The organism is Rhodococcus sp. A14, assembly GCF_011603105.1.
GTDB classification, from domain to species: Bacteria; Actinomycetota; Actinomycetes; order Mycobacteriales; family Mycobacteriaceae; genus Rhodococcus_F; species Rhodococcus_F opacus.
In genome coordinates this window covers 66,044-90,148 of record NZ_JAAOQS010000019.1, presented here as the reverse complement: position 1 = coordinate 90,148, position 24,105 = coordinate 66,044, and the positions used below count along the sequence as shown (strand labels likewise).

The 24,105-nt window shown below is 66.4% G+C and carries 23 protein-coding genes and 1 pseudogene; 15 read left to right on the top strand and 9 right to left on the bottom strand.

Annotation, left to right across the window (positions count from 1 at the left end; translation table 11 throughout):
* Position 1 precedes the first annotated feature (1 nt).
* The 6 genes from G9373_RS13285 to G9373_RS47665 all read left to right on the top strand — a co-directional run bounded on the left by G9373_RS13285 (position 2) and on the right by G9373_RS47665 (position 4,102).
* Positions 2-1,027 carry an ABC transporter permease gene (locus tag G9373_RS13285; protein WP_005565840.1) on the top strand — a complete coding sequence of 342 codons (1,026 nt, stop codon included), beginning with the start codon at positions 2-4 and terminating at the stop codon, positions 1,025-1,027.
* The gene (locus G9373_RS13280; protein ID WP_005565841.1) at positions 1,024-1,875 is read left to right on the top strand and encodes a mycofactocin-coupled SDR family oxidoreductase; all 852 of its coding nucleotides are present in this window, start codon (positions 1,024-1,026) and stop codon (positions 1,873-1,875) included. The genes G9373_RS13285 and G9373_RS13280 overlap by 4 nt, the downstream gene beginning before the upstream one ends.
* A gap of 46 nt (positions 1,876-1,921) precedes the next feature.
* Positions 1,922-2,275 (top strand): EthD family reductase, encoded by a 354-nt coding sequence (locus tag G9373_RS13275; protein WP_005565844.1) that lies wholly within the window; start codon positions 1,922-1,924, stop codon positions 2,273-2,275.
* 47 nt (positions 2,276-2,322) lie between these two features.
* A complete protein-coding gene (locus G9373_RS13270) occupies positions 2,323-3,183 on the top strand; it encodes an LLM class F420-dependent oxidoreductase (protein WP_005565846.1) in 861 nt (286 codons plus the stop codon).
* A gap of 44 nt (positions 3,184-3,227) precedes the next feature.
* Positions 3,228-3,740 carry a nuclear transport factor 2 family protein gene (locus G9373_RS13265; RefSeq protein ID WP_169694588.1) on the top strand — a complete coding sequence of 171 codons (513 nt, stop codon included), beginning with the start codon at positions 3,228-3,230 and terminating at the stop codon, positions 3,738-3,740.
* 80 nt (positions 3,741-3,820) lie between these two features.
* The gene (locus G9373_RS47665; protein WP_275948820.1) at positions 3,821-4,102 is read left to right on the top strand and encodes an SDR family NAD(P)-dependent oxidoreductase; all 282 of its coding nucleotides are present in this window, start codon (positions 3,821-3,823) and stop codon (positions 4,100-4,102) included.
* A 269-nt stretch (positions 4,103-4,371) separates the two neighbouring features.
* Here the strand turns inward: G9373_RS47665 and G9373_RS13255 are convergent, their stop codons facing one another.
* From G9373_RS13255 to G9373_RS13235, 5 genes are all read right to left on the bottom strand, one after another.
* Positions 4,372-5,655: an MFS transporter gene (locus tag G9373_RS13255; protein WP_167115427.1), complete on the bottom strand. Its 1,284-nt coding sequence runs from the start codon at positions 5,653-5,655 to the stop codon at positions 4,372-4,374.
* Between the two features lie 339 nt (positions 5,656-5,994).
* Entirely contained in the window at positions 5,995-7,458 is a 1,464-nt protein-coding gene (locus G9373_RS13250) for an aldehyde dehydrogenase family protein (protein WP_005565851.1), read from the bottom strand.
* 187 nt (positions 7,459-7,645) lie between these two features.
* On the bottom strand, positions 7,646-8,749 hold the full coding sequence (locus G9373_RS13245) for an NADH:flavin oxidoreductase/NADH oxidase (RefSeq protein WP_064080356.1): 1,104 nt from the start codon (positions 8,747-8,749) through the stop codon (positions 7,646-7,648).
* Positions 8,750-8,777: 28 nt separating this feature from the next.
* On the bottom strand, positions 8,778-9,179 hold the full coding sequence (locus tag G9373_RS13240; protein ID WP_005250650.1) for a cupin domain-containing protein: 402 nt from the start codon (positions 9,177-9,179) through the stop codon (positions 8,778-8,780).
* A 41-nt stretch (positions 9,180-9,220) separates the two neighbouring features.
* Positions 9,221-10,393, bottom strand: coding sequence for an acyl-CoA dehydrogenase family protein (locus G9373_RS13235; protein ID WP_005565854.1), 1,173 nt, complete (start codon positions 10,391-10,393; stop codon positions 9,221-9,223).
* Between the two features lie 294 nt (positions 10,394-10,687).
* Here G9373_RS13235 and G9373_RS13230 point away from each other — a divergent pair, with 294 nt between their 5' ends.
* The 3 genes from G9373_RS13230 to G9373_RS13220 all read left to right on the top strand — a co-directional run bounded on the left by G9373_RS13230 (position 10,688) and on the right by G9373_RS13220 (position 13,040).
* Positions 10,688-11,029, top strand: a complete 342-nt coding sequence (locus G9373_RS13230) for a DUF485 domain-containing protein (protein ID WP_005565855.1) — start codon at positions 10,688-10,690, stop codon at positions 11,027-11,029.
* Positions 11,022-12,608, top strand: coding sequence for a cation acetate symporter (locus G9373_RS13225; protein WP_005565857.1), 1,587 nt, complete (start codon positions 11,022-11,024; stop codon positions 12,606-12,608). The genes G9373_RS13230 and G9373_RS13225 overlap by 8 nt, the downstream gene beginning before the upstream one ends.
* Before the next feature lie 114 nt (positions 12,609-12,722).
* The gene (locus G9373_RS13220; RefSeq protein ID WP_005565859.1) at positions 12,723-13,040 is read left to right on the top strand and encodes an EthD family reductase; all 318 of its coding nucleotides are present in this window, start codon (positions 12,723-12,725) and stop codon (positions 13,038-13,040) included.
* Positions 13,041-13,055: 15 nt separating this feature from the next.
* On the opposite strand, the gene G9373_RS13215 is transcribed toward G9373_RS13220, so the two are convergent.
* Positions 13,056-13,919 carry an acyl-CoA thioesterase domain-containing protein gene (locus G9373_RS13215; protein WP_064080346.1) on the bottom strand — a complete coding sequence of 288 codons (864 nt, stop codon included), beginning with the start codon at positions 13,917-13,919 and terminating at the stop codon, positions 13,056-13,058.
* Positions 13,920-14,107: 188 nt separating this feature from the next.
* Here G9373_RS13215 and G9373_RS13210 point away from each other — a divergent pair, with 188 nt between their 5' ends.
* The 5 genes and pseudogenes from G9373_RS13210 to G9373_RS13190 form a co-directional block, all read left to right on the top strand.
* Positions 14,108-15,898 carry an acetyl-CoA carboxylase biotin carboxylase subunit gene (locus tag G9373_RS13210; RefSeq protein WP_064080347.1) on the top strand — a complete coding sequence of 597 codons (1,791 nt, stop codon included), beginning with the start codon at positions 14,108-14,110 and terminating at the stop codon, positions 15,896-15,898.
* Between the two features lies 1 nt (position 15,899).
* Positions 15,900-16,649 (top strand): SDR family oxidoreductase, encoded by a 750-nt coding sequence (locus G9373_RS13205; protein WP_064080348.1) that lies wholly within the window; start codon positions 15,900-15,902, stop codon positions 16,647-16,649.
* Between the two features lie 53 nt (positions 16,650-16,702).
* On the top strand, positions 16,703-18,268 hold the full coding sequence (locus G9373_RS13200; RefSeq protein ID WP_064080349.1) for an acyl-CoA carboxylase subunit beta: 1,566 nt from the start codon (positions 16,703-16,705) through the stop codon (positions 18,266-18,268).
* A complete protein-coding gene (locus G9373_RS13195; RefSeq protein WP_167115424.1) occupies positions 18,265-19,023 on the top strand; it encodes an SDR family oxidoreductase in 759 nt (252 codons plus the stop codon). Before G9373_RS13200 ends, G9373_RS13195 begins: the two co-directional genes overlap by 4 nt.
* Before the next feature lie 122 nt (positions 19,024-19,145).
* A pseudogene (locus G9373_RS13190) lies at positions 19,146-19,436 on the top strand (WhiB family transcriptional regulator); the annotation flags it as partial.
* Positions 19,437-19,812: 376 nt separating this feature from the next.
* Here G9373_RS13190 and G9373_RS13185 read toward each other — a convergent pair.
* The 3 genes from G9373_RS13185 to G9373_RS13175 form a co-directional block, all read right to left on the bottom strand.
* Positions 19,813-20,655, bottom strand: coding sequence for a mycofactocin-coupled SDR family oxidoreductase (locus G9373_RS13185; protein WP_005250628.1), 843 nt, complete (start codon positions 20,653-20,655; stop codon positions 19,813-19,815).
* 431 nt (positions 20,656-21,086) lie between these two features.
* Positions 21,087-21,698, bottom strand: coding sequence for a TetR/AcrR family transcriptional regulator (locus G9373_RS13180; RefSeq protein ID WP_248949798.1), 612 nt, complete (start codon positions 21,696-21,698; stop codon positions 21,087-21,089).
* 108 nt (positions 21,699-21,806) lie between these two features.
* Positions 21,807-23,333 (bottom strand): AMP-binding protein, encoded by a 1,527-nt coding sequence (locus G9373_RS13175; RefSeq protein ID WP_167115421.1) that lies wholly within the window; start codon positions 23,331-23,333, stop codon positions 21,807-21,809.
* A gap of 151 nt (positions 23,334-23,484) precedes the next feature.
* Between G9373_RS13175 and G9373_RS13170 the strand changes: the two genes are divergently transcribed.
* Positions 23,485-24,096: a LysR family transcriptional regulator substrate-binding protein gene (locus G9373_RS13170; RefSeq protein ID WP_005563098.1), complete on the top strand. Its 612-nt coding sequence runs from the start codon at positions 23,485-23,487 to the stop codon at positions 24,094-24,096.
* The last annotated feature ends 9 nt before the right edge of the window (positions 24,097-24,105 follow it).

Below are 24,105 nucleotides of genomic sequence, written 5' to 3'. Positions count from 1 at the left end.
CGTGAGCGCAACACAAGAACAACAACTCCCCCAGAAGTCCGGGAACGAGTCCACCGGCGGTCGCCGTTGGACCCCGACCTGGAACGGCACCAGCTCGGTCATCGCGATCACTGTGGCACTGTTCCTGTTCAGCTGGCTGATCGCCCCCGGCAGCATCTCGGGCAGCGCTATCGACTCGCTACTGCCCTTCGCCGGAATCCTGGCGATCGCGGCGATCGGGCAGACCATCGTGGTCATGCTCAAGGGCATCGACCTGTCGCTGCCCGGCATGATGACCCTCGCCGCGCTGGTCAGCAGCCAGTACGCCCAGGATCACGGCAGTATCCTCGCCGCTCTGCTGGTCGTCGCCGCCATCGCCGTCGTCGTCGGACTGGTCAACGGCATCGTCGTCTCGGCATTCTCGGTGACCCCGCTGGTGGCCACTTTGGCAGTCAACGCCGTCCTGATGGGAGCCGCCCTCGCATACTCCGGAGGAACCCCGACCCGCGCACCGCAAAGTGTGTCCGACTTCGCTCTGGAAAAAACGGTCGGTGTTTCCAACACGGTGTGGCTTGCAGTGTTGCTGATGATCGTGACGGTATTCGCGACAGGGCGCACCGCCTGGGGGCGCCGGGTAGTCGCCGTCGGGTCCAACGAGCGGACCGCCCGCGCCGCGGGTGTGCGCACCTCCCGAGTCAAGATCAGCGGATACGTCGCCGCGGCACTGTGTTACAGCGGCGCCGGTGTCCTGCTGGCCGGGTACGTGAGCACACCGAACACCAATGCCGGCACCAGCTACCTCCTGCCGGCCATCGCAGCTGTGGTCGTCGGCGGCACCGCGCTGACCGGTGGTCGCGGCAACATCATCGGCACGGCGGTTGGGGCCCTGTTTCTGAGCCAGCTGACCCAGCTCGTGCTCTCCCTCGGAGCGCCCTCTTCCACACAGTTCCTCGTCCAGGCAGTGGTCATCGCCGTCGCGGTGGGAGCACAGCAACTGGACCTGCGTCACGTCATCCAACGTCTGACTCCCCGAAAGGAATCTGCATGACGAACATCGGTCAGCGACTGCACGAGAAGGTGGCCTTCGTGACCGGCGCCGCCCGCGGCCAAGGTCGATCGCACGCTCTCACCCTCGCGGACGAAGGCGCGGATCTCATCCTGCTCGACTCGGTACGCCCGATCGACCAGGTGAGCTACGCAATGCCTGACCACGCGGACCTGAAGGAAACCGCACGCCTGGTGGAGGAGCGGGGCCGCAGGGTGGTGATGATCGAAGCCGACGTCCGTGACGAGTCGATCATCGCCGCGGTCGCCGAGGCCGCCGCCGAACTCGGTCGACTCGACATCGTCGTCGCCAACGCGGGCGTACTCGGAGCAGCCAAGCCCTCCTGGGAGCTGACCCGTGCCGAATGGGACACCCTGATCGACATCAACCTCACAGGCGTCTGGCAGACGATGAAGGCGGCGCTGCCGCACATCATCGCCGGCGGCCGAGGCGGGTCGATCATCGCGATCAGTTCCATCGCGGGCATTCGCGGAGTGCCGCACGTGGCGCACTACAGCGCCGCCAAGCACGCGCTGGTCGGACTGGTCGGCTCGGTCGCGAACGAGGTTGCTCCGCACAGCATCCGGGTGAATACCGTGCATCCGACCAATGTCCGCACGGACATGATCGACAATCCGACGGCGGCGAAGATCTTCCGGCCCGACCTCGAGAACCCGACCCTCGACGACGGGATCGACGTTCTCGGGCGGATCAACCTGCTGCCGGTGCCATGGGTGGACTCTGCCGACATCTCCGAGGCCGTCCTGTGGCTGGCCAGCGACGAGTCGCGTTATGTGACCGGCACCGCGCTGCCCGTCGATGCCGGAATGCTCGCGAAGTACCCCGGCTGACAACCCCTACTCCCCTTCAACCGACCCCAACAGAGAAGGAAAATCAATGACAGTCAATGGTGGACCGGTCCGCACGATCGCACTGATCGGACGCAAGCCGGGTATGTCGTTCGCCCAGTTCGACGAGTACTGGCGTGAGAAGCACGCCCCGCTCGCCGCGCAGGTGCCCGGTGTGATCCGCTACGTGCAGCGGCACGTCGTTCCGCAAGAAGGTGCCACCGAACCCGACAACGGATTCGGCATCGACGGTCTCGCCGTCCTCGATTACGAGAGCGCCGAGGCGATGGAGGCCGGTTGGGCGTCCGAGGCCGGCCAGGCAGCCCTCGCGGACGTCGAGAACTTCATCGGCAAGCACTACGTAGTGGTCCTCGAGGACCACGTCGTGGTCGACGACGCCTGAACCCTCGGCGTCACCTCAAAGAATGACAATGAGTTAAGGATCCCGTCATGGATGTGGGCGTAGTTTATTTCTTCACCGATCAGGGTCCGGACCCCGTGGAGTTCGGGCAGGCCGCGGAAGGGTACGGATTCGAGTCCCTGTTCGTGCCCGAGCACACGCATTTTCCGGTATCCCGGAAAACCGACTACCCGATCCCCTACGGGGGACCCGGACTACCCGAGTTCTACCTACGCACCTACGACCAGATCGTCACGATGTCGATGATCGCTGCACATACGCAGACGATCATGCTCGGCACCGGTATCTGCCTTCTGGCCCAACATGATCCGATCGCGAAGGCCAAGCAGATCGCCACCCTCGACCACCTATCCGGCGGACGCGTCATCTGCGGTGTCGGAATGGGGTGGAACGTCGAGGAAGCGGAAGCGCACGGCGTCGTGTGGAAGCAGCGCTACTCCACCGTGCGGGACAAACTCAAAGTCATGCAGGCACTGTGGACCGAGGAGGTGGCGAGCTTCGACGGCCCCCGTGCGTCGCTCGCCCCCTCGTGGGCCTGGCCGAAGCCCGCGCAGCCGAACGGCCCGCGCACCTACCTCGGCGGCGCCGGTCCCACCACGATGCGGCATGCCGCCGAGTGGGCCGACGCTTGGTACGTCGTGCCCTCCGCGGAAGATCCGAGTCTGTCGAAGACGGTGCCCGAGTTTCGCAGAGTCGTGGAGGAGTCCGGCCGCGACCCCGAGTCGGTCGGCATCGCGGTGGCCTCGGCGCCACCGGATCCCGCACTGCTCGAGAGCTATCGAGAATTGGGGATCGAACGGGCGGTGCTGTGGGTCGACCCGGCAGACAACCCGGGCGAGGGCATGCGCAACCTCGAGACTATCTCCAAGGTTCTCGCACAGATCTCCTGACCAAAATTTCCCAGAAATCAACCCTCACAGGAGGACCCGTTATCATGAACGCTACTACCGCGGATGTGAGCGTCACCGAGCTCGCCGAGCGACTGACACGACTCGAGGACGTCCGCGCAATCGAACAGCTCAAGTATCGCTACGCCGGCTTCTGCGACAACGGCTACGACCCGCAAGGCATCGCCAGTCTCTTCGTCGAAGACGGCCGGTGGGTCGTGGACGGCGAGGGTGGGTCCATGACCGGCCACGAGGAGATCAAGGCGCACTTCCGGGCGTTGTCGGACAAGATCACCTGGGCTCTGCACTACATGATCGCCCCACGTGTGGAACTCGCCGACGACGGCCAGAGCGCAGTTGGATACTTCTACCTGCTGTGCCTGTGCACCATCGAGAACAGTCGGGACGCCACCGAGAAGGACCCGGTCATCCTGACCATCAACTACACCGATCAGTTCGTAAAGCGCGACGGCACCTGGTACTTCCAGGAACTGCGCGGACGCACACACCAGGTGTCCAACTGGGATCAGGGTTGGGTCAAGCAGCCGTTCCGCGACTGAGCCACATACCCCATCGCGGGTGGGCAGGGTAGCAAGGAGCTCAATTCTGTTCCGCCATTTCATATTCAGGGGAGGAAGTAATGATCGAAACGGCTAGCGCTACGGGAACTCGACTTGCCGATCGGACGGCGGTGATCACCGGCGGCGCGTCGGGTATCGGCCGCGCGAGCGCTCTACGGTTCGCCTCCGAGGGCGCCGAGGTCGTCGTGTGGGACCTCGATCCGGTCGGGATCGATGCCGTGGTCACCGAGATCCGCCAGGCGGGCGGACGGGCTCACGGGGTGGTGTTCCTGATCAGCGACGAGGCGAGCTTCGTGCACGGCGCGGTCTACGTCGCGGACGGCGGCTGGACCATCCGCTGAGATGTGCCCTCGTAGCCGAACGGCTCGGACCGGTTCCCGGTCCGAGCCGTTCGACGTCCGTCCACTCGGCGTCACGGTTGTGACGCGCTGCGGACGATGCAGTACTGCGCGGGGTGTGCACAGCTGAAGCTCTCCGGATCCGGGCTCGCGCGCCGATAGTGTGTGAACCGCCCGGAACCGGAGAGCGTGTGGAGGCCGACCCGCGAGGGCGCAGAGGCTGGGATAGCGGGCCAAGTGGGTCGGCGATCAGGGGGTGGAAGGAGTGCGGCTCACAATCGTGAGCGGCGGGCGCACTCCACGCTCAGCAGGCCGACGACTCCGATGGTGACCATGGCGTAGGTGGCGCTGCCGGTGGCGTCGATGATCAATCCGAGCATCGGCGCGGCGAGGACTGCTCCGACGTTGCTGACGGTGACGATGAGTCCGCTCGTCTGGTAGTTCGCCTGCGGCTGAGACAGTTCCGCCGCCCACGCCCAGTATGTGCCACCGTACAACGAGGCTGCCAGGAACATCATGCACAGGTAGATCCCGAGAGTGCTCGCGGGAATCCCGGGCAGGGCGACCACCATGATGCCGGCCAGACCGGCACCGATCATGTTCGTCTGGAATCGCTCGCCGCGGAAGAGCCGGTCCGACATCAGCCCGCCGATGGGAGCCGCGACGAGTTTGAACATGAAGGTGACGCCGATGATCGCCGAGGCTTCGAGCAGCGTCATGCTGCGGTCTTGTTCGAGGAACAAGGGCAGGGCGTAGGAAAGCCCGTAAAGGGTGATCGCAGTGCCTGCACCGTACAGCGAGGACCACCACACTCGGGAGCTGCGCAGCGCCTCGGCGAGTGATCCCGGTTTGGGGAGCGCGTCGAAACGGGTCGAGTGCGGGCGCCGGAGTCCGACGGGTTCGGCAACGAGGGCGTCCATCGAGGGCACACCGGGGTGGGACTTGTGGAAGTCCTTGACGGTGAGCACGAACAACGCACCGCAGGCGATGCTCGGGACCACGGTCAGCCACATCGAGGCGACCTCCCACGACATGCCGCTGTCGGTCAGCAGCGGTCCGGCGAACGAGGTGATCGAGAAGCCGACGCCGAGGAAGCCCATCAGGAGGCCGGTCGCGAAACCGCGCCGGTTCTTGGGGAACCACAAGGATGCATGGGTGGCCAGCGAGGCATTCATCACGCCGCCGCAGCAGCCCAGGAGCAGACGCAGCACGAGCATGCCGGTGTAGGACTCACCGACGACCGGGATCAACAGCCCCGAAACGACATTGCAGAGCAGGCCGATGACGATGATCTTCTTCACCCCGATACGGGCGGCCCACTTGCCGGCGAAGACCGGAACCACGCAGAACGTGAGCATCGATGCGGTGGTGAGCGAGGACAGCTGGGTGGCGTTGATCCCCCAGTCGTCCTGGATGACCGTGCCGAACACGGCCACGGTGTTCAGACCGATGAAGCAACACATGAAGCACAGCAGGCTGACCAGCAGGACCCACCAGCTGTAGAGGGGCGCGCGCGTGGATGTCACACGCGCGCCGGTGAGCGTCGAGGTTGTCATGACGTGCTCCTGTGTCTGGGGCGCCGCCCGCAAGGCAGGAGGCGCAGTCGGGACGAGCGCGACGGACCGGAGTGCACACGGCGCGTAGTGAATTCGACCGTGAATCGCACCCGGAACGGAAGGTGCGGTAGCTCGGAACGGAACCGCACCAGAAAAACGAACGTACGTATGTTAGTGCTGCATCACCTGTCGTGTCAACGGTCACAACGAGGATTCAGGACCGGACGCGCCCAACGCGATCGAGTGGTGAGATGACCCACCGGAATTCGCCCACGGAACGCGCAAAACGCCCGGCTGGTGCACCAGCCGGGCGTTTAGGGGAGGGTCGACGAACAGTGGTCAGGCGAGCGAGACGGTAACCGCCTTGCTCTGCAGGTAACCGTCGAGGGCTTCGCCGCCCATCTCCTTACCCCAGCCGGACTGCTTGAAGCCGCCGAACGGCAGCGCGGCGTCGAAGACGTTGTAGCAGTTGACCCATACCGCGCCGGCGTTGACCGCCTCGGCGAAGCGGTGGGCGCGACCGACGTTGCTCGTCCACACACCGGCCGCCAGACCGTAGGTGGTGTCGTTCGCGCGGCGCAACACCTCGGCTTCGTCGTCGAACGGCATCAGCGAAACAACCGGACCGAAGATCTCCTCCCGGGCGATGGTCATGTCGTCGTCGACCCCGCCGAGCACGGTCGGCTCGAGGTAGTAACCGGGCTCGCGGGTCTGGGCACCACCGGCGATGATCTCCGCTCCGTCACTGAGCGCGCCCTCGACGAAGGTCTTGACCTTGGAGCGGTGCTGGTCGGAGATCATCGGGCCGACCAGGACGCCGCGCTCGGCGCTGGGGCCGATCTTGATCTCCGGCACCTTGGCGGCGATACGGGCCTGGACCTCGTCGTAGACGTTGCGCTGCACATACAGCCGCGACCCGGCCGTGCAGGCCTCACCCTGGGCATAGAGGACGGCACCGAGCACTCCGTCGACGGCGATGTCGAGATCGGCGTCGTCGTAGATGACATTGGGGGATTTGCCGCCGAGTTCGAGGGTCAGCTTGCTCAGGTTCGATGCCGCCGCGACGACGATCCTCTTGCCGGTCTCGACCGAGCCGGTGAACGCGACCTTGTCGACCTGCGGGTGACCGGCCAGCGGAGCTCCGGCGTCTGCGCCCGTTCCGGTGATCACGTTGACCACTCCGTCGGGCACACCGGCTTCGACGGCCAACTCCGCCAGGCGCAGCGGGGCCAGGGAGGCGAGTTCGGCGGGTTTGAGCACCACGGTGCATCCGGCGGCCAGCGCCGGGGCCAGCTTCCAGACCGCGGCGAGCGCGGCGCCGTTCCAGGGGATGATCTGGGCGACCACGCCGACCGGCTGCCGCCGGGTGTAGGAGAAGAAGTCTCCGGGGTTCTGCCGCGACAGCGGGATGGTGCGTCCCTCGAGCTTGGTGGTCCACCCGGCCATGTAGCGCAGCAGGTCGGCCATGTTCGGCAGGTCGATGTCGCGGATGAACGCGTAGGGCTTTCCGCAGTCCTGGGTGTCGATGAGGGCGATCTCGTCCGCGTTGGCCTCGATGAGGTCCGCGAAGCGGTGCAGGATCCGGGCGCGGGACTCGGCCGGCATCCGCCGCCACGAGCCGTCGTCGAATGCGCGGCGGGCAGCCTGCACCGCCAGTTCGACATCGCGCGGGCCGCCTGCGGCGATCTCGGCGAGCTTTTCTCCGGTCGACGGGTTGAAGACGTCGACAGTGCCGCCTTCGACCGGATCCACCCACTTACCGTCGATCAGCAGTTGATGACGGCTCGGGCTGGTCTCGGACATCTTTTCTCCTTCAGGTAGAGCTGCTCGGCGAACACACGAACGCTGGCGGCGATGATGCGGCCGCGGGTGCCGCCCGGCGCGCGCGGAAGTCCTCGGGACCCGGCGCGCTTACCACATACGAACGATTGTTTTCTTACGGTACCGGGTGGGCACCCATCCATGTCAACGATCGGCGCCCACCGGGAGATCAGGGGATGTTGCCGCGGTAGCGGGCCGACCGGTACGGGGTCGGCCAGTCGAGCGTGTCCTCGACGCCGAGTTCCTTTGCCGCCTTGAGCGGCCACATCGGCTCGCGCAGCAGGTTCCGTCCGACGAAAACAGCGTCCGCGGCTCCGTCGACGAGGACTTGCTCGGCCTGAGAGGAGTCGGTGATCAGCCCGACGGCCGCGACCGGCAGGGATGTGTCGTTGCGAATCCGGCGAGCGAACGGCACCTGGTATCCCGGTCCCACGGTGATCTTCTGCTCCGGGGTCAGGCCACCGCTGGAGACGTCGACGAGGTCGATCCCGGAACCCTCGAGCGAGCGGATCAGTGCGACGCTGCCGTCGACGTCCCAGCCGTCCTCAGCCCAGTCGGTGGCGGAGATCCGCAGCAACAGCGGCAACTCCTCCGGCCAGACCGCGCGAACCGCGGCGATGATCTCCCGCAGCAGCCGGGCGCGGCGGTGGGGGTCTCCGCCGTAGTCGTCGGTGCGCTGGTTGGTGATCGGCGACAGGAACTGGTGGAGCAGGTATCCGTGTGCGGCGTGGATCTCGACGACCCGGAATCCTGCGGCCAGCGCACGGGTGGCGGCTTCGGCGAAGTCGGCGACCACCTTCGCGATGTCGGCGACGGTCATCTCGCGTGGCACCGCCTGGTCTCCCCAGGCGGTCGCCGAGGGACCGACCGTCTCCCAGCCGCCCTCGCTGATCGGGACGGTGCCGTCGCCCTCCCAGGGAACCTGCGCGGAGGCCTTGCGGCCGGCGTGCGCGAGTTGGATACCGGGGATCGATCCGTGCTCCGTGACGAACCGGTTGATGCGGGCGAACGCCTCGAGCTGCGTGTCGTTCCACAGCCCGGTGCACTTGGGGCTGATCCGCCCTTCCGGGCTGACCCCGGTCGCCTCGGTCAGCACCAGGCCGGCCTTCCCCTTGGCGAACGAGCCGAGGTGCACCAGATGCCAGTCGTCGGGTACGCCGTCGTCGGCGGAGAATTGACACATCGGCGCCACCCAGAGGCGATTTCGGAAGGTCACACCGCGCAGGGTCAGCGGTGAGAACAGCCGCGTGCGATGAATAGTGGGTTGAGACAACACGAACTCCTAGGTCGGGGTGGTGCGGCTATTCCAGCGTCGAGCCGGCGTTCGGTCCCTCGAGGAACTTGTTGGGGGTCAGGAAGAAACACAGCACCAGTGCCCCGTTCGGCGCAGAGGCGCGGTGCTGGTTGCCCTGCGGTCGCCACGAGAAGTTCCCGACGGTGGTCTCGCCTTCCTCGTCGACGATGCTGCCTTCGAGCACCCAGGTCTGCTCGATCCGGACATGCTCGTGCAGCGGCAGAACCGATCCGGGCTGCCAGCGGAACAGGGCGGTGAGCAGACCGCTCTCCTCATCCTTGAGCAGCACCTTGATATCGATGCCTTCGTACCCGGAAGGGCGCCAGGGCAGGGCGTCGACGTCGACGTAGCGCGAGGCCAGCGGCGGAAGTGCGTTGAGTTCGTCGGCGAAGGGGGTAATGGCGGGCATGATGGTGTTTCTTTCTGTGTTGTGTTGTGCGGGTACGCGAGTCAGAACGACCGCGGCAATCCCAGGTACTTCTCACCGATGTGGTTGCGGAGCATCTCGTTGGTCAGTGGGGCGAAGGTGTAGAGGCGGGCGTCGCGGAACAACCGCTCCATCGGGTACTCCTTGCTGAACCCGGATCCGCCCATCAGACGCATGCCGGCGTCGGTGACGGCGACCGCCGCATCGGAGGCAGCGACCTTGGCCATGGCGCTGAGGATGTCGGCGCGCTTGCCGGTGGCGGTGGCCGCGGCGGCCTGGAGCATCAGGGCCCGGGCGGACTCGATCGCGATGGCGCCGTCGACGAGCCGGTGCTGGCCGGCCTGGAAGCTGCCGACCGGGCGCCCGAACACCTGACGCTGGCGGCCGTAGTCGACGGCGGCTTCCAGCGCGCCCCGCGCGATCCCGAGTGCGGCGGCGGCGGCGTTGAGTCGTTCCCCGTTGAGAGTGCCCAGCACCTGCCGGAACCCCTGGTCGACGTGCCCGAGGACGGCGGAGGCATCGATTTCGACGTTGCCGAAAGTGACCTCGCAGGTGTCGAGGCTGTGGATGGCGAAGGTGTCGAGTTCGCGCACGGTGATGCCGGGAGTGTCGGTCGGGACCACGAACATGGTGATGCCGTCGATCGGCGAAGACTCATGCGTCGAGGTCCGGGCCAGGACGATGAGATTCCTCGCGTGCTGCGGACCCGAGATCCAGGTTTTGGCGCCGTTGAGAATCCACCGGCCGTCGCCGGCCTGCTTCGCCCGGGTGCGCATGACTCGGGCGACGTCGGTGCCGCCGTCGGGTTCGGTCAGTGCGAAGGCGACCCGATCGCTGCCGTCGAGGAGCGGGGCCAGGACGGCACTGCGCTGCTGGTCGCTGCCGTACTCGGTGAGCAGTCCGACGCCCATGTACTGCACGACCAGGCACACCGCCATCGAGGTCGGGCCGGCGGCGAGCTCTTCGAGGACGATGATCTGATGTCGAGGGTCGGCGCCGGTCGTGCCGTCGGCCTGGGCGTCGAGTCCGATCAGCCCGGCTTCGCCGAGCGCCCGGTACAGCTCGAGGTCGAACGCGTTGGCGTCGTCGAGTTCCCGGACCCGCTGCGGGGGTGCATACCGTTCGATGATCTCACGCACCATCTCGCGCAGATCCGCTTGCTCCGTAGTGTCCGGCAGGGTGCCGCTTCCGATCATGAGACTCCTCCAACTCGGGGTGACCGCGCCCTTCGGGGTACAAAGGTGCGGCCGTCGCGCTGTGACCTGGTCACCCACCCCACGATACAAACGAACGCACGTTTTTCCAAGGGTCAGGCGACCACTCCTTCCACCTAGACAAACAAACACCCGTTCGTATAGCGTGTGTGATGCCCATTACAGAGGGCGCGCAGGCCGCGCGGTCCCACAACGCAACCGGCCCCGCCCTCACTCGTCGTGAACTCGCGTTTCACCCGCGAAAGACGGCACCGACCAGCACGAGAAAGGGTGACCATGCCTCCCACCGAGACCGCTGTCGACTGGAGCCGGCTCTGGTCGGATCCGTCGATGCTCCGCCTGCGACGTGACCGCCGAAGTTTCTTCACCGTTGCCTGGGGCGTTTTCGCGGTGGCGTTCTGCGCGCTCGTCGGCTTCGCCGCATTCGCCCCGGAGATCATCGCGAAACGTCCCGTCCCGGGTCTGAGCGTCGGGCTGATCCTGTCCCTGGCCTACGTCGCGACGGTGATGAGCCTCGGTGCCTGGTACGTGCGCCGCGCACGCCACTGGGACATCCTGGCCGCGGCCGTGCTGAGCGTGCCCGCCACCCGAGAGCGAGAGGTCGCGGGCAATGTCTGACGGATTCAACACCACGGCCGTCGTCGTCACGATCCTGCTGCTGGCGACCACCTTCGTGGCGACCTACTTCGCCTCGCGCCGCACGAAGACGTCGGCGGAGTTCTGGACGGCCGGGGGCGGTATGACCGGACGCAAGAACGGCACCGCCATCGCCGGCGACTTCCTGTCCTCGGCCTCCCTGCTGGGTTACGCCGGGTTGGCCTACCTCTACGGCATGGACGGCATCGTCTACGCGATCTTCGCCTGCGGGATCTTCCTGATGGTGATGTTCCTGATCGCCGAAAAGCTGCGTAATCTAGGGCGTTTCACGTTCGCCGACGCGCTCGCCACCCGGCTCCGGTCCGGTCCGGTCCGCATCGTCTCGGCGATCTCGACGCTCTTCATCTGTGTCTTCTACCTCCTCGCCCAGATGGTTGCCGGCGGTGTGCTGATGGAGGCACTCGCCGGGATCGACTTCTCCTGGGGCGTGGTGATTGCCGCGGTCCTCATGCTGACCTATGTGCTCTTCGGCGGCATGCTCGCCACGACGTGGCTGCAGATCATCAAGGCCGTGGCCCTGATGAGCGTCGTCGCGCTGCTGGTGATCCTGGTTCTCATCCGGATCGATCCCAACCCGCTCAACATCATCGAGCAGGCGGTCTCGCAGAGTAAATTCGGCGATCACTACCTGGCCACCGGCAACTCCTTCCAGGGGCCCTGGAACATCATGTCCATGGCAGTGGCCGTGACGTTGTCCGCGGTGGGCCTGCCCCATGTGCTGATGCGGTTCTTCACCGTCCCCGACGCCATCGAGGCCCGCAAGTCCGCGATCTGGGCGATCAGCCTGATCGGCGGATTCAACGTCCTGATCGCGTTCCTCGGCATCTCGGCACGCGCCGCCCTCGGTGCCGGCGGGGAGGAAATCGCCGGCAAGGGCGGCAATCTCGCCCTGCCCGCCTTGACCGTCTGGCTCGGCGGCGGGGACGGCTTCGCGTCCGACCTGCTGCTGGCGCTGGTGGTCGCGGTCTCGATCGCCACGCTGCTGGCGGTATCGGCCGGCCTGGTGCTCAGCGCGTCGAGCACGATCGCCCACGACCTGTGGGCCAAGACCTTCCACCGGCCCGAGCGGGAGGAGATGACGGTCGGCCGGATCGCCGCGGTGGCGTTGGTGATCGTCACCGTCGGTGCCACCCTGGCCATCGGCGGCACCCAGAACGTGACCTTCCTGGCCACGCTGGCGACCTCCACCGCGGCCAGCGCGAACTTCCCCGTCCTGATCATGACGCTGCTGTGGCGGCGGATGCGCACCCTCGGGGCCGTAGTCGGGGCGCTGTCGGGTCTGCTGACGGCGCTGGCGCTGATTCTGACCGGTCCGCTGGTGTGGCCGAGTCTGGCTCCGCTGCTGTCGGATTCACTGTCGACCACAGCGCCCTTCCCGCTGGCATTCCCGATCCTGCTGTCGGTGCCCGCCGGATTCCTCGGGTGCATCGTGGGCAGCTACCTCAGTCGTGAGCCCGCAAATGACGCCGCCTTCGACGAACTTCAAGTGCGTGCCCTGACCGGGGCAGGTCTGGACAAGACGAAGACCCTCGCGCACTGATCCCCTCACGGCGGCGTTCGACCGGAAGCTGTCATCTCCGGCCGAACGCCGCCGTGCATTCCCGAATGGTCGCCGAACTTCTACCGTCGCCGACCCCGACTGAAGGAGAATTGTATGTCCGTCAAGATCGTTGCGCTGATCACGTCGAAGTCCGAGCTTTCTCGCGACGAGTTCCTCCGGTACTGGAACGTCGAGCACCCCCAGTACGTATGGAAGCTCCCGGAACTCGAGCGCTACGTGCAGAATCCGGCGATCGAGCATCGCACGGAATGGGCGTACGACGGGATGGCGGAGCTGTGGTTCCCCTCCGTCGCCGCGGTGGCCCAGGCGTTCTCCTCGCCGGAGGCGGACGCCGTCCGCGAGCACGAGGAAGAGTTCATCGGGAACATCACCTGGTTCCTCGCCTCCGAGTCGGAGATCGTGCCGGTCTGAACGGCGCCGTCGAGGTCAGGGTTCGCGCAGAACGCCCTCCTGGGAGGCCGACGCGATGCGCGCACCCGCCTCGGTGGTGAAGTCGCAGGTGCACAGGCACCGGCCACCGGTGGCGATCGGGCTGACCTGCCGACACAGCATCCAGTCGTTCATCGAGAACCGGCGGTGAAACCACATCGCGTGGTCGATGCTGGCACCGGCGATCACCCGGTTGCCGTACCAGGAGCGCCCGTGCGGCATCAGCGCCGGGTCGAGCAGGGTCAGGTCGCTGACATATGCCAACAGGGCAGTGTGCAGCAGCGGCTCGTCCGGGACCGTGGTGGCCGCGCGCACCCAGAATTGCTGCTCGGGATTCCGGGTGCCGGCCGCGGCCAGCGCCTCGGGATGTTCGAGAAAGCGGAAATCGAAGGGGTGGGGTTGCGACCACCACTCCGGCAGCATCGCACTCTCGCCCTCGAGTTGCTCGTGCAGCGGCAACAGTTCGTCCGGTGCAGTCTCGGTCAGGGGCGGGGACCATTCGTGCTCAGGGCCGTCCTGCTCGGTGGCGAACGAGAGCTGCAGTGTCGCCAGCACATCATCGCCCTGGGTCGCGGTGACGGCGCGAGCGCTGTAGGAGCGGCCGTCTCGCAGGATCGTCACCTGATAGGCGACGGGCGCACCAGGGTCTCCACCCCGCAGGAACAGCGTATGCAGCGAGTGCGGATACCGGTCGGCGGGCACGGTCGCACCGGCCGCCATCACGGCCTGCGCGAGAACCTGTCCGCCGAAGAGCCGGGGAAGTTTGCGCACCGAGGTCGGACCATCGAACCGGTTCACCCCCGCGGGGGTCACTCGCAGAGCGTCGACCAGGGACTCGAGTTCTTCGGCAGAGGCAATCACCGTCCGCGCCCTCTCTGTCGTCGACCCCACCTCACGGATGCGGCGGGGACCATCGTTGACCGTTACCACATCTGACGGTACCGTAAGCGAACGTACGATTGTTTGTCTAAGCGACATGGTCTTACGAAGGCGACCCCACACCGGGGCGTCCATCGCACAGGTATTTCGAAACCCCAAGGAGTCCGGGCATGTTGTCCAAGGTCCTCGTCGCCAACCGCGGCGAAATCGCGGTCCGCATCATTCGCACGTGTGCAGAGGCCGGTGTAGCCAGCGTCGCCGTGTACTCGGAGGCGGATGAGAAGGCACTGCATGTGCGGCTGGCCGACGAGGCGGTCCTGCTCGGCGCGGCCTCCGCGTCGGAGTCGTACCTGGCGATCGACAAGATCATCGAGGCCGCCAAGAGCACCGGTGCGCAGGCCGTGCACCCCGGCTACGGCTTCCTGGCCGAGAACGCGGCGTTCGCCAAGGCCGTGGAAGACGCGGGATTGATCTTCATCGGGCCGCCCTCCTCGGCGATCGAGGTGATGGGTTCGAAGATCGCCGCCCGTGATCTCGCCGCGAAGGCCGACGTCCCGCAGGTCCCCGGCTCGCAGGGCACCATCGCCTCCGTGGCGGACGTGATCGCGTTCGGTGACGAGCACGGCTACCCGGTGGCGATCAAGGCCACCTACGGCGGTGGCGGCCGCGGCATGCGGACGGTCGCCTCGGCCTCGGACGCCGAATCCGCGTTCGCCTCGGCCAAGCAGGAATCCGCTGCCGCGTTCGGTCGTGACGACGTCTACCTCGAGCGGTACCTGTCCAGCGCTCGCCACGTCGAGGTCCAGGTATTCGCCGACACCCACGGCAATGCCGTGTGGATCGGCGACCGCGACTGCTCGGTGCAGCGCCGCCATCAGAAGCTGATCGAGGAAGCACCCGCCCCCGGCCTGTCGGACGAGCTGCGCCGCGCCATGGGCGAGGCGTCGGTCCGCCTGGCCAAGCAGGTCCGCTACGTCGGCGCCGGCACCGTCGAGTTCCTCGTCGAGGCCGACCGGGAGGCCTTCTACTTCCTGGAGATGAACACCCGCATCCAGGTCGAGCACCCGGTCACCGAAATGACCCTGGGCCTGGATCTGGTCGCCGAGCAACTCGCCGTCGCCGCCGGCGAACCGCTGTCGATCACCGAGTCCGGCGCCGCCCCGCGAGGGCACGCGATCGAGGTCCGCGTCAACGCCGAGGACACCCGCGGCGCCCTGTTCATGCCCAGCCCCGGCCCGATCGCCACCGTGCAGGCACCCACACGGGCCGGCGTCCGCTGGGATGGGGGCTACGAATCCGGCGACGAGGTCCAGCCGTACTACGACAGCCTGGTCGGCAAGCTCATCGTGTGGGCGCCGACCCGGGACCGCGCCCTGGACCGGCTGACCCTCGCCCTCGACGAGCTGATCATCGACGGCGTACCCACCACCGTCCCTGCCGCACGACAGGTCATTGCGCACAAGGACTTCCGCAACGTCGCCATGCACACCAACTGGCTCGAGCGCGACATCGACTTCGCCTCGCTGCTGCCGCCGGTCGAGGACCTGTCCGACACCGATGCCGAGGACACCGAGGAGATGCTGCCCCGCAACGAGGGGTGGGTCGGTGACCGCCGCTACGTCATCCCGTTCTTCACCCCCGCCGGCCCGGCCGCTGCCGCGCCCGTCGCCGAGCCGCAGGCGCGCCGCGCCGCGACCGGCGGACCACGGAAGAAGCGGGGCGGCGGCGCCGCCGCGAGCGGTGAGGCCAAGAGCCCCATGCAGGGCACGGTCGCGCAGATCGACGTCGAGGTCGGCGCCCAGGTCGAGGCGGGGCAGGTGCTGATGGTGCTGGAGGCGATGAAGATGCAAAACCCGATCCGCGCCGCCGTTAACGGTGTCGTCGAGTCGTTGCACGTCGAGGTCGGGCAGGTCGTGGCGGCCGGAGCATCCCTGGCCACCGTCGCGGCGGCAGGTGAGTGAGATGACCACACCCGCAGGGCCGCCGGTCGCGGTCGTCACCGGCGCCGGAGGCGGACTCGGAGCCGTCACCGCCACGGTGCTCGGCGAACTCGGCCTGGCGGTGGCCTGCGTCGACATCGACGAAGTCGCTGCCAAGCGCACCGCCACCGAACTGGGCAACAACGGGGTCACCAGCGCCGCGTACGGCGTGGACATCACCTCCGAATCGGCGGCCGGCTCGTTGGTCGACGCGGTGCACGTCGACCTCGGCCAGGTATCCCATCTGGTCAACATCGCCGGCATCCTGCGCCGCACCCATCTCGCCGACACCACCGCCGACTCCTGGCGGCAGGTCATGGACGTCAACGTCACCGCCCCGTTCCTGCTCACCCAGGCCTTCGCGGACGATCTGAAGGCCGCCGAGTACGGGCGAGTGATCAACTGCGCGTCCTTCGCCGGCACCCGCGGCTACGAGTACCCCGCCTACGCCGCCTCCAAGGCCGCACTGATCAACCTGACCAGCTCCCTGATGTTCGACTTCTGGGGCACGGCGGTCACCGTGAACGCCGTCGCCCCCGGCGCAATGGTCACCCCCATGCTCGACCGCCCCGCAGCAGAGCGGATGGCGGCCAAGACACCGACCGGGCGCATCCTCGACCCCGACGACGTCGCCGCAGTCATCGGTTTCCTCGCGGGCCGCACCTCACGCGGGGTCAACGGCACCACCACCGTGATCGACGGTGGCGCCTCACTGCTGTTCAGCTACAAGTAGCGCCCCCACCGACGATTCGTAATCCACTACCTCCGAAACAGTTTGGAAAGATCATGACTGACACTCTCGACGAGAAGACCACAGCGGCCCCGGTAGGCCCGCATGAAGAGCTCGAGACGCGGCTGGCCAAGGCTCGGCTCGGTGGCTCGGAGAAGCAACGCCAGAAGCAGATCGATGCCGGCAAGATGCTCGTGCGCGACCGGTTGGAACTCCTGTTCGACAACAGCTGGTCCTTCGAGGACGGCCTGCTCGCCCGCTACGACGAAGGGCTGCCCGGCGACGCCGTCGTCACCGCGGTCGGCAAGGTCGACGGCCGCGATGTCGTCGTCATCGCCAACGACTACACCGTCAAGGCCGGCACCTGGGGCAAGCGCACCTTCGAGAAGATCGTCCGCGCCCAGGAACTCGCCGACTCCACCGGCACCCCGATCGTGTACCTGTTCGACTCCGCGGGCGCCCGCATCGACGAACAGTTCGAAAGCTTCGTCGGCCGCCGTGCCTGGGGCAACATCTTCTACAACCAGGTCCAGATCTCCGGCCGCGTCCCCCAGGTCTGCGCCCTCTTCGGGCCCTCCCCCGCCGGCTCGGCCTACGTGCCCGCGCTGTGCGATCTGACGATCATGGTCCGCGGTCACGCCACCGCCTACCTCGGCTCCCCCCGCCTGGCTCAGATGGTGACCGGCGAGGACGTCACCCTCGAAGAGATGGGTGGGGCGGAGATGCACTCGACCGTCTCGGGCCTGTCCGACGTCCTCGTCGAGGACGACGCGGAAGCCATTGCCGCCGTGCGTGTGTGGCTGTCGTTCCTGCCGTCGAACTGGCAGCAGGAGCCCCCGATCACCGCTCCGGCCGACCCGTCCGGTGCCCGGACCATCAAGGAGATCGTCCCCGAGGTCGAATCCGAGATCTTCGACATCCACGAGCTGATCGACTCCCTCGTCGACGACGCCAGCTTCTTCCCGTACAAGGATTTGTTCGCCCCGGAACTGGTCACCGGATTCGCGCGCCTGAACGGCCAAAGCGTCGGCATCGTCGCCAACCAGCCCACCGTGAAGGGCGGGGTGATCTTCCCCGACTCTTCCGACAAGGCCGCCCGGTTCATCTGGATCTGCAACGCCTACAACATTCCGATCCTGTTCCTGGTCGACATCGCCGGCTACATGATCGGCTCCGAGGTCGAACGCCAGGGCATCATCCGGCACGGCGCGAAGATGATCTTCGCCGTCTCCGAGGCCCGCGTGCCCCGCATTACGGTGCTGCTGCGCAAGGCATACGGCGGCGGGTACCTCGCGATGTCCGGTGCCCCGATGCAGCCGGACGCCCTGATCGCGCTGCCGACGGCCAAGCCCGCCCTGATGGGCCCGGACGCCGCCGTGAACGGCATCCACTACAACCGCATCCAGGCCATCGAGGATCCGGAGGAGCGGGCCGCGTTCATCGCCGAGAAGCAGGCCGAGTACGCCGCCGGGATCGACGTGTTCAAGATCGCCAACGAGAACGCCGTCGAAGCGGTCGTGCCCGCGAACGAGCTGCGCAACGAGCTCACCCAGCGTCTGGCGCTCTACCGGAAGCGGGACCGCACCGCGCCCGCCCGCCGAAATGGCGTCACCCCGGTATGAGCGCGCCGGTGCTCGCTCCGCGGCGGGAACGTCTCACCGGTGTCGTCACCGGTGCGGGCACCGGGATCGGCCGGGCCTGCCTCGAAGTGCTGGTCGACCACGGCGCCCGCGTCGACGCGTGGGATCGCAGCGACGAGGCGCTGGCAGATCTTGCCGGGCGTGAGGAGGTCGCTGCCCGTACCGTCGATGTCACCGATGCGGCGGTGGTCGCATCCGCAGCGTCGGCGGCGTTGAAGCACTGGGGCCGCATTGACTTCGTGATCAACTGCGCAGGCGCGTTTTTGGTCGGTCCGCTGGCCGACGTCAGTGCCGCGTCGGTGCGTGCACTGTTCGAGGTGAACGTACTCGGGACGACGGTGGTCACGCAGGCGTTGCTCCCGGCGCTCAAGAGCAGCCGGGGGTCCATCGTGAACGTGGCCAGCTCGGTTGCCCTCAAACCGACCGCCAGTAACGCTCACTACGCGGCTTCCAAAGCGGCGGTCGCGCACCTGACCCGGTGCTGGGCCCTCGAGTTGGGGCCTGAGGGGGTTCGGGTCAATTCCGTCGCTCCCGGACCGACGCCGACCGAGATCTACCGGACCGCCGGGATGAGTGCGGAGCAAGAGTCGACGCTACTCCGCGAGCGGGCTGAGGCTATTCCACTGCGCCGGGTCGGCGATCCCGTCGACACCGCCCGGTGGATCGCACGGTTCGCGCTCGAGGACGACTGGACGACCGGCGTCGTTCTTCCGGTGGATGGTGGAATGGCGCTCTGACGCCGCGTCCTCGCCATTCACTTTCAGCACCCGGATCCCGGGCCCTCACGACGAGGGCCCGGGATCCGGGTGCCTTCCGTCGGTCAAGTCAACCTTCGACTCCGAAAGCGACCTACCCCGCAGTGCCTGATCATTCGAACCACCACATCGACCGGGACTGGCAGCACCGCGCCTCCTGTCTCGGCACCGACACCGAGAGGTTCTTCTCCCCCGACGGTGAACGCGGCAACGTCCGCGCCCAGCGTGAGCACGCCGCCAAACCGATCTGCCAGGACTGCCCCGTGCTCGCCGAATGCCGCACCCACGCCCTCACCGCCACCGAGGCTTACGGCATCTGGGGTGGCATGTCCGAAAACGAGCGCGCCCGCCAGACCAGACGTACCCGCCTCGCGTCCCGGCCCGGGGAGTGCGTCGCGCCACCGGACCCTCGAACCGCGCCGGACCCGAGCACGTCACGAGGTAGAACGGTCACGGCCACCCACTACGACGCACCGAGAGTCATCGAATCCGGCGAGTCCGCAGGAACGTCTCTCGAACAGAGGTCGGCCAGCAGGGAGGACGCGCGGTCGCCCGCCGTGTACGTCGAGGACGTGCGTGATCCCGACACAGTCCGACGAATCACCTGCACCGGCCATCGGGCACGTATGAGGCACCCTCACTGAGCAGAGGCGAGAAGACACGCAGCGCAAAACCACTGCCCCTTCACCCGCGACGGAAACGTCTCGGGTGAAGGGGCAGTGGGGATGGTCCCGCGGCCAGACTTGGATCGGCCACGGAATCCGACGGCTTCTAGCCGCCGACCTTCTGACTTGCGCCGGCGTCGATGGGCAGGTTGATTCCGGTGATGTACCGCGACTCGTCCGAGGCCAGGAAGAGCACAGCGTTGGTGATGTCGATGGGTTCGACCCACGGGATGTTCGGGAGCGAGTGCATCGTGGCGAACGCGTCGCGGGAGTCCTCGAGCGTCGGGTGCGCGAGGTCCGGACGGAAGAGTCCGTAGAAGGTTTCGTTCTGCAAGAGCTTGGTGTTGACGTTCGTCGGATGGACCGCATTGACACGGATCCCCTTGGGGCCCAGCTCGTTCGCGAGGGTGTGCATCAGTCCGACGATGCCGTGCTTGGCGGTGACGTAGTGGCCGACGTTCGGGTAACCATTCAAGCTCGACGTCGATCCGGTAAAGATGACCGAGCCACCTTCGCCCCGCTCGACCATGTTCGGCACCGCGGCCTTGACGGTGTGGAAGACACCGGTCAGGTTGGTGTCGATCATGTCGTTCCACTGCTCTTCGGTCAGGTCCAGGACCTTGTTGGCCGAGATGATGCCTGCGTTGGCGCAGACGATGTCGATACGGCCGAACTCGGCGAGGCCGTCGGCGACCGCAGCCTCCATCTGCTTCAGGTTGCGCACGTCGGCCTGCGCGATGACGACGCGGCGGCCCAGCTCCTCGACCAGTCGCGCCGTTTCCTTCAGGTCGTCGAGCGACGCCATCGGGTACGGCACACTGCCGATCTGGTCGGCGATGTCGATGGCGATGATGTCAGCGCCCTCTTTGGCCAGCCCCAGTGCGTGTGAACGGCCCTGGCCGCGTGCGGCCCCGGTAATCAGGGCGACCTTGCCCTCCAAGCGGCTCATTGAGTTTCCAATCTCTCGATGTACGACCCTGCCGATGTCGGCGGAGCAACCAACAAACGTACGTGCGTTTGTTTAATTAGAGTGTGATGTGAGCGACAGCAAATGTCAACCATGCGTGCCGGGTGAGACGAGGGCCCGCTGCATGCACCATTGCGGCAGACGGGCACCACAAAAAGATCAACAGAGTCCGGGAAGCATTCTCCGCGAAAACATTACCGAGACAACGGGACGAACAGCGCAGCGATCCCACGTGCGTGCGCGGCCGTAGCCATCGATCGGGGACGCCCGCAACCACGCACCGCGCTGCCGTGCATCCAGCGATATCCTCGCCACCCACCGCTCCGGGGCATTCGTTGGGTGTGTCACCAAAGTTGTCAGCCCGCACCCCGGGCTGGCGCCCCGGGCGCGGGCTGAACGGATATACGGTCGGGTCAGGCGGCGTTCTCGACGCCGAGCTGGCGCAGCGCCATCTTGATGTAGGTGTTGACGACCTTGTCGAGCGACTTCGGGCCGCCAGGCTTGTACCAGGACGAGACGTGCGCACCCTGAGCCAGTATCGAGTACGTCTGCAATTTGGCATCGAGGATGTCCGCGCCGGTTTCCTTGGCCACATCCTTGATGAGTTTCTGCAGCAGGCGCTCGTACTCGGCACGCTTGGCGAGGACCAACTCCAAGTCTCCGTCGCTCAGTGCCCGGAGCTCGGTATTGCCGATGAACGTCTCCCGCGCATGCTCCGCGTGATAGCGGATGTGGCAGTCGACCGCCGCCTTGAACCGGTCCAGCGCACTCCCATCGACGCTGACGAGCGCTTTGTTCACGGCTTCGAGGAGTTCGTCCATGACCGACACCATGATGTCGGTCAGCAATTCTTCTTTGCCGCTGATGTGGTTGTAGAGGCTGCCGACCTGGATGCCGACCTCGCTCGCAACGGTGCGCAGCGACGTGGCCTCGTAGCCGTGCTCGTAGAACAGGCTGGCCGCGGCCTCCCGTATAGCGACGTTGGTGCGCGCGCCGCCGCGCGTCACCCGGGTTGCTCGCGTCACTGTGCCCCCTCCGAGGTAAATTGGACGGTCCCCGAAGGGGCCGGCAAGCGGTCTCAGGAACAATCGTACGTTAGTCGATCGTATTCTCGCTGATTGTCGGCACGGTTGTCACCAGCCCATCGTCGCCCGGATGTTGGTTTTGACAATCTTGCCGCTGGGATTCATCGGCAGGGCGTTCGGGCCCACGAGCGCGATCATCTTCGGGACCTTGTATCCAGCCAAGTGCTTGCGCAGGAACGTGGCGATCTCCGTCTCCGTGACGGTCTGACCCGGCCGAACGGCGATCACCGCTCGCACTTCCTCGTCCCACTCCTCACTCGGCACGCCGAGGACGGCGGCTTCCATGACAGCCGGGTGCGTGTGGAGCAACTGCTCGATCTCCGAGCTGTACACGTTCTCGCCACCTGTCTTGATCATGTCCTTGGCCCGGTCGCGGAAGTACAGGTAGCCATTTTCGTCGCGAACCGCCAGGTCACCGGTACGCAGCCACCCGTTGTCGAGCACCTCCTTGGTGGCCTCCGGTCGACCGAAGTATCCGGTCATCAGATTGGGGCCGCGGACGCAGATCTCTCCGATCTCTCCCACCGCGGTCGGGGCACCGTCGTAGAGATCACGCAACTCGACCTCGGTGAGGAGGTATTCGGTGCCGATCGAGCCGTCGATCTCCGGCCGGAGCATGTCCTGCGGGAGCAAACGGGTGACCATCGGCCCGGCTTCGGTGAGGCCGTAGCGGAAGAACAGGTCGACGTCCGGGATCAGTGCCGACACTGCCAGCTTGTCCGGCATGCGCAGCAACCCGGCACCGGTGTGGAGAGCCTTGAAATTGTTGCGGAACCCATCGGTGTCGAACGTGCTCGACTTGAGCATGCGCCGGATCATGTTGGGCACGAGGAACATGTTGGTGATCGACTCGCGGGCGACGAGGTCCGCGATCTCCTCTTCCACGAATTTGTGGACGAGGACCGAGCTGTTCCCCGTGACGTAATGGGGCAGGAACCAGCACAGCAGTGCGGCGGAGTGGAAGAGCGGGGTGACGACCAGGCCGCGATCGTTCGGGCGGCCACCGATCCGGCAGTCGGCGATTTCGTTGACTGCGTTGGTCAGGATCGCCGAGTGCGAGAGCACGACCCCCTTGGAGAAGCCGGTGGTGCCGCCGGTGAACAGGATGCAGGCAGCATCCGATGCTTGAACCGGCACATCCTTGATCGGTTCCGATCGCAGCAGGTGATCGAATTCGTCCCCCTCGTGCACCACGGCGACCGGCGCTTCGAGGTCATCACCGGCCAGGACCTCCGCGATGGCGGCGTCGAAGCCATCGCCGACGAGTACGACACGGGCGCCGGTCTCGTTGATGCCGTGGGCCAGCTCCTCGGTTGCCCATCGCCAGTTGTATGGGACAAAGGCGGCGCCGGCGGCGACGATTCCCAGGAAGGTTTCGATGCCGAAGGCGGTGTTGCCCGCCAGCACGCCGACGGTGTCACCGGGTTTGACACCCTGCGCCCGAAGGCCGGCGGCAATCCGCCACGCCCGGTCTGCGAGTTCTCCATGGGTGAGCCGGCGCGTACCGTCGAAGATCGCTTCGCGTTGGGGCACCAGCCGCTCGTTGCGACGAATAGCGTCGACGAGAGTAAACATCGTTCTCCTTAGCCGTACAAGAGCCGTACAAGTGTTGCTGTGGTCTTCAACACTACGTTAGGCGTACGTACGTTCGCTAGTCCTACGGTTCTGGAATTCCCGCCGACTTGCAGCGAATGCCGAATGACCGCCCTCTGGGGCAAGACAGCTAATGGCTCGCGTACCGCGACGTCGATACCTGAGGTCAGGACTGAACGACATCATCGAGCGGGACACCCGCACCGTGTACGACGTGGTCCAGCGCGGAGATGCCGACATCGGCATCTCGACGTTCCCTCCACCCGGGTCGATGGAGACCCGAGTCATCGGCCGCGCCCCGGTGTGCGCGCTGGCATCACCGGAACATCCCCTGGCCGGACAGACCCAAGTCGCCTTAGCCGACCTCGTTCGAGAATCGCTCATCCTGATGCACCGCAACAACGCTGCCCGACTCGCATTCGACACCGCCACCGCCGGCCAAGGCCTCGCCTACGTCGACCCCCGGGTTGTGTCAGTGACATCTGTGGCCAGAGCACTCGCCGCATCGGGCCAGGGGGTTGCTGTACTGACCGATCAACCCCTCTTCAACCTCATCCGCGTGCCGATTCAGATCCCCGAAGGCATCCTCGCCGTCACCCTCTATGCGGGCTGGGATCCCGAACACTTCGCCGCGCCCGCAGTGTCGGCACTCGTCGATTCGATCTCCGACTACCACCGAAACGTCCTGACGCCGACGGCGGAGATCACGATCGCCGACCCACTGCACACGCCCGACCGACCGTGACACCGGCGT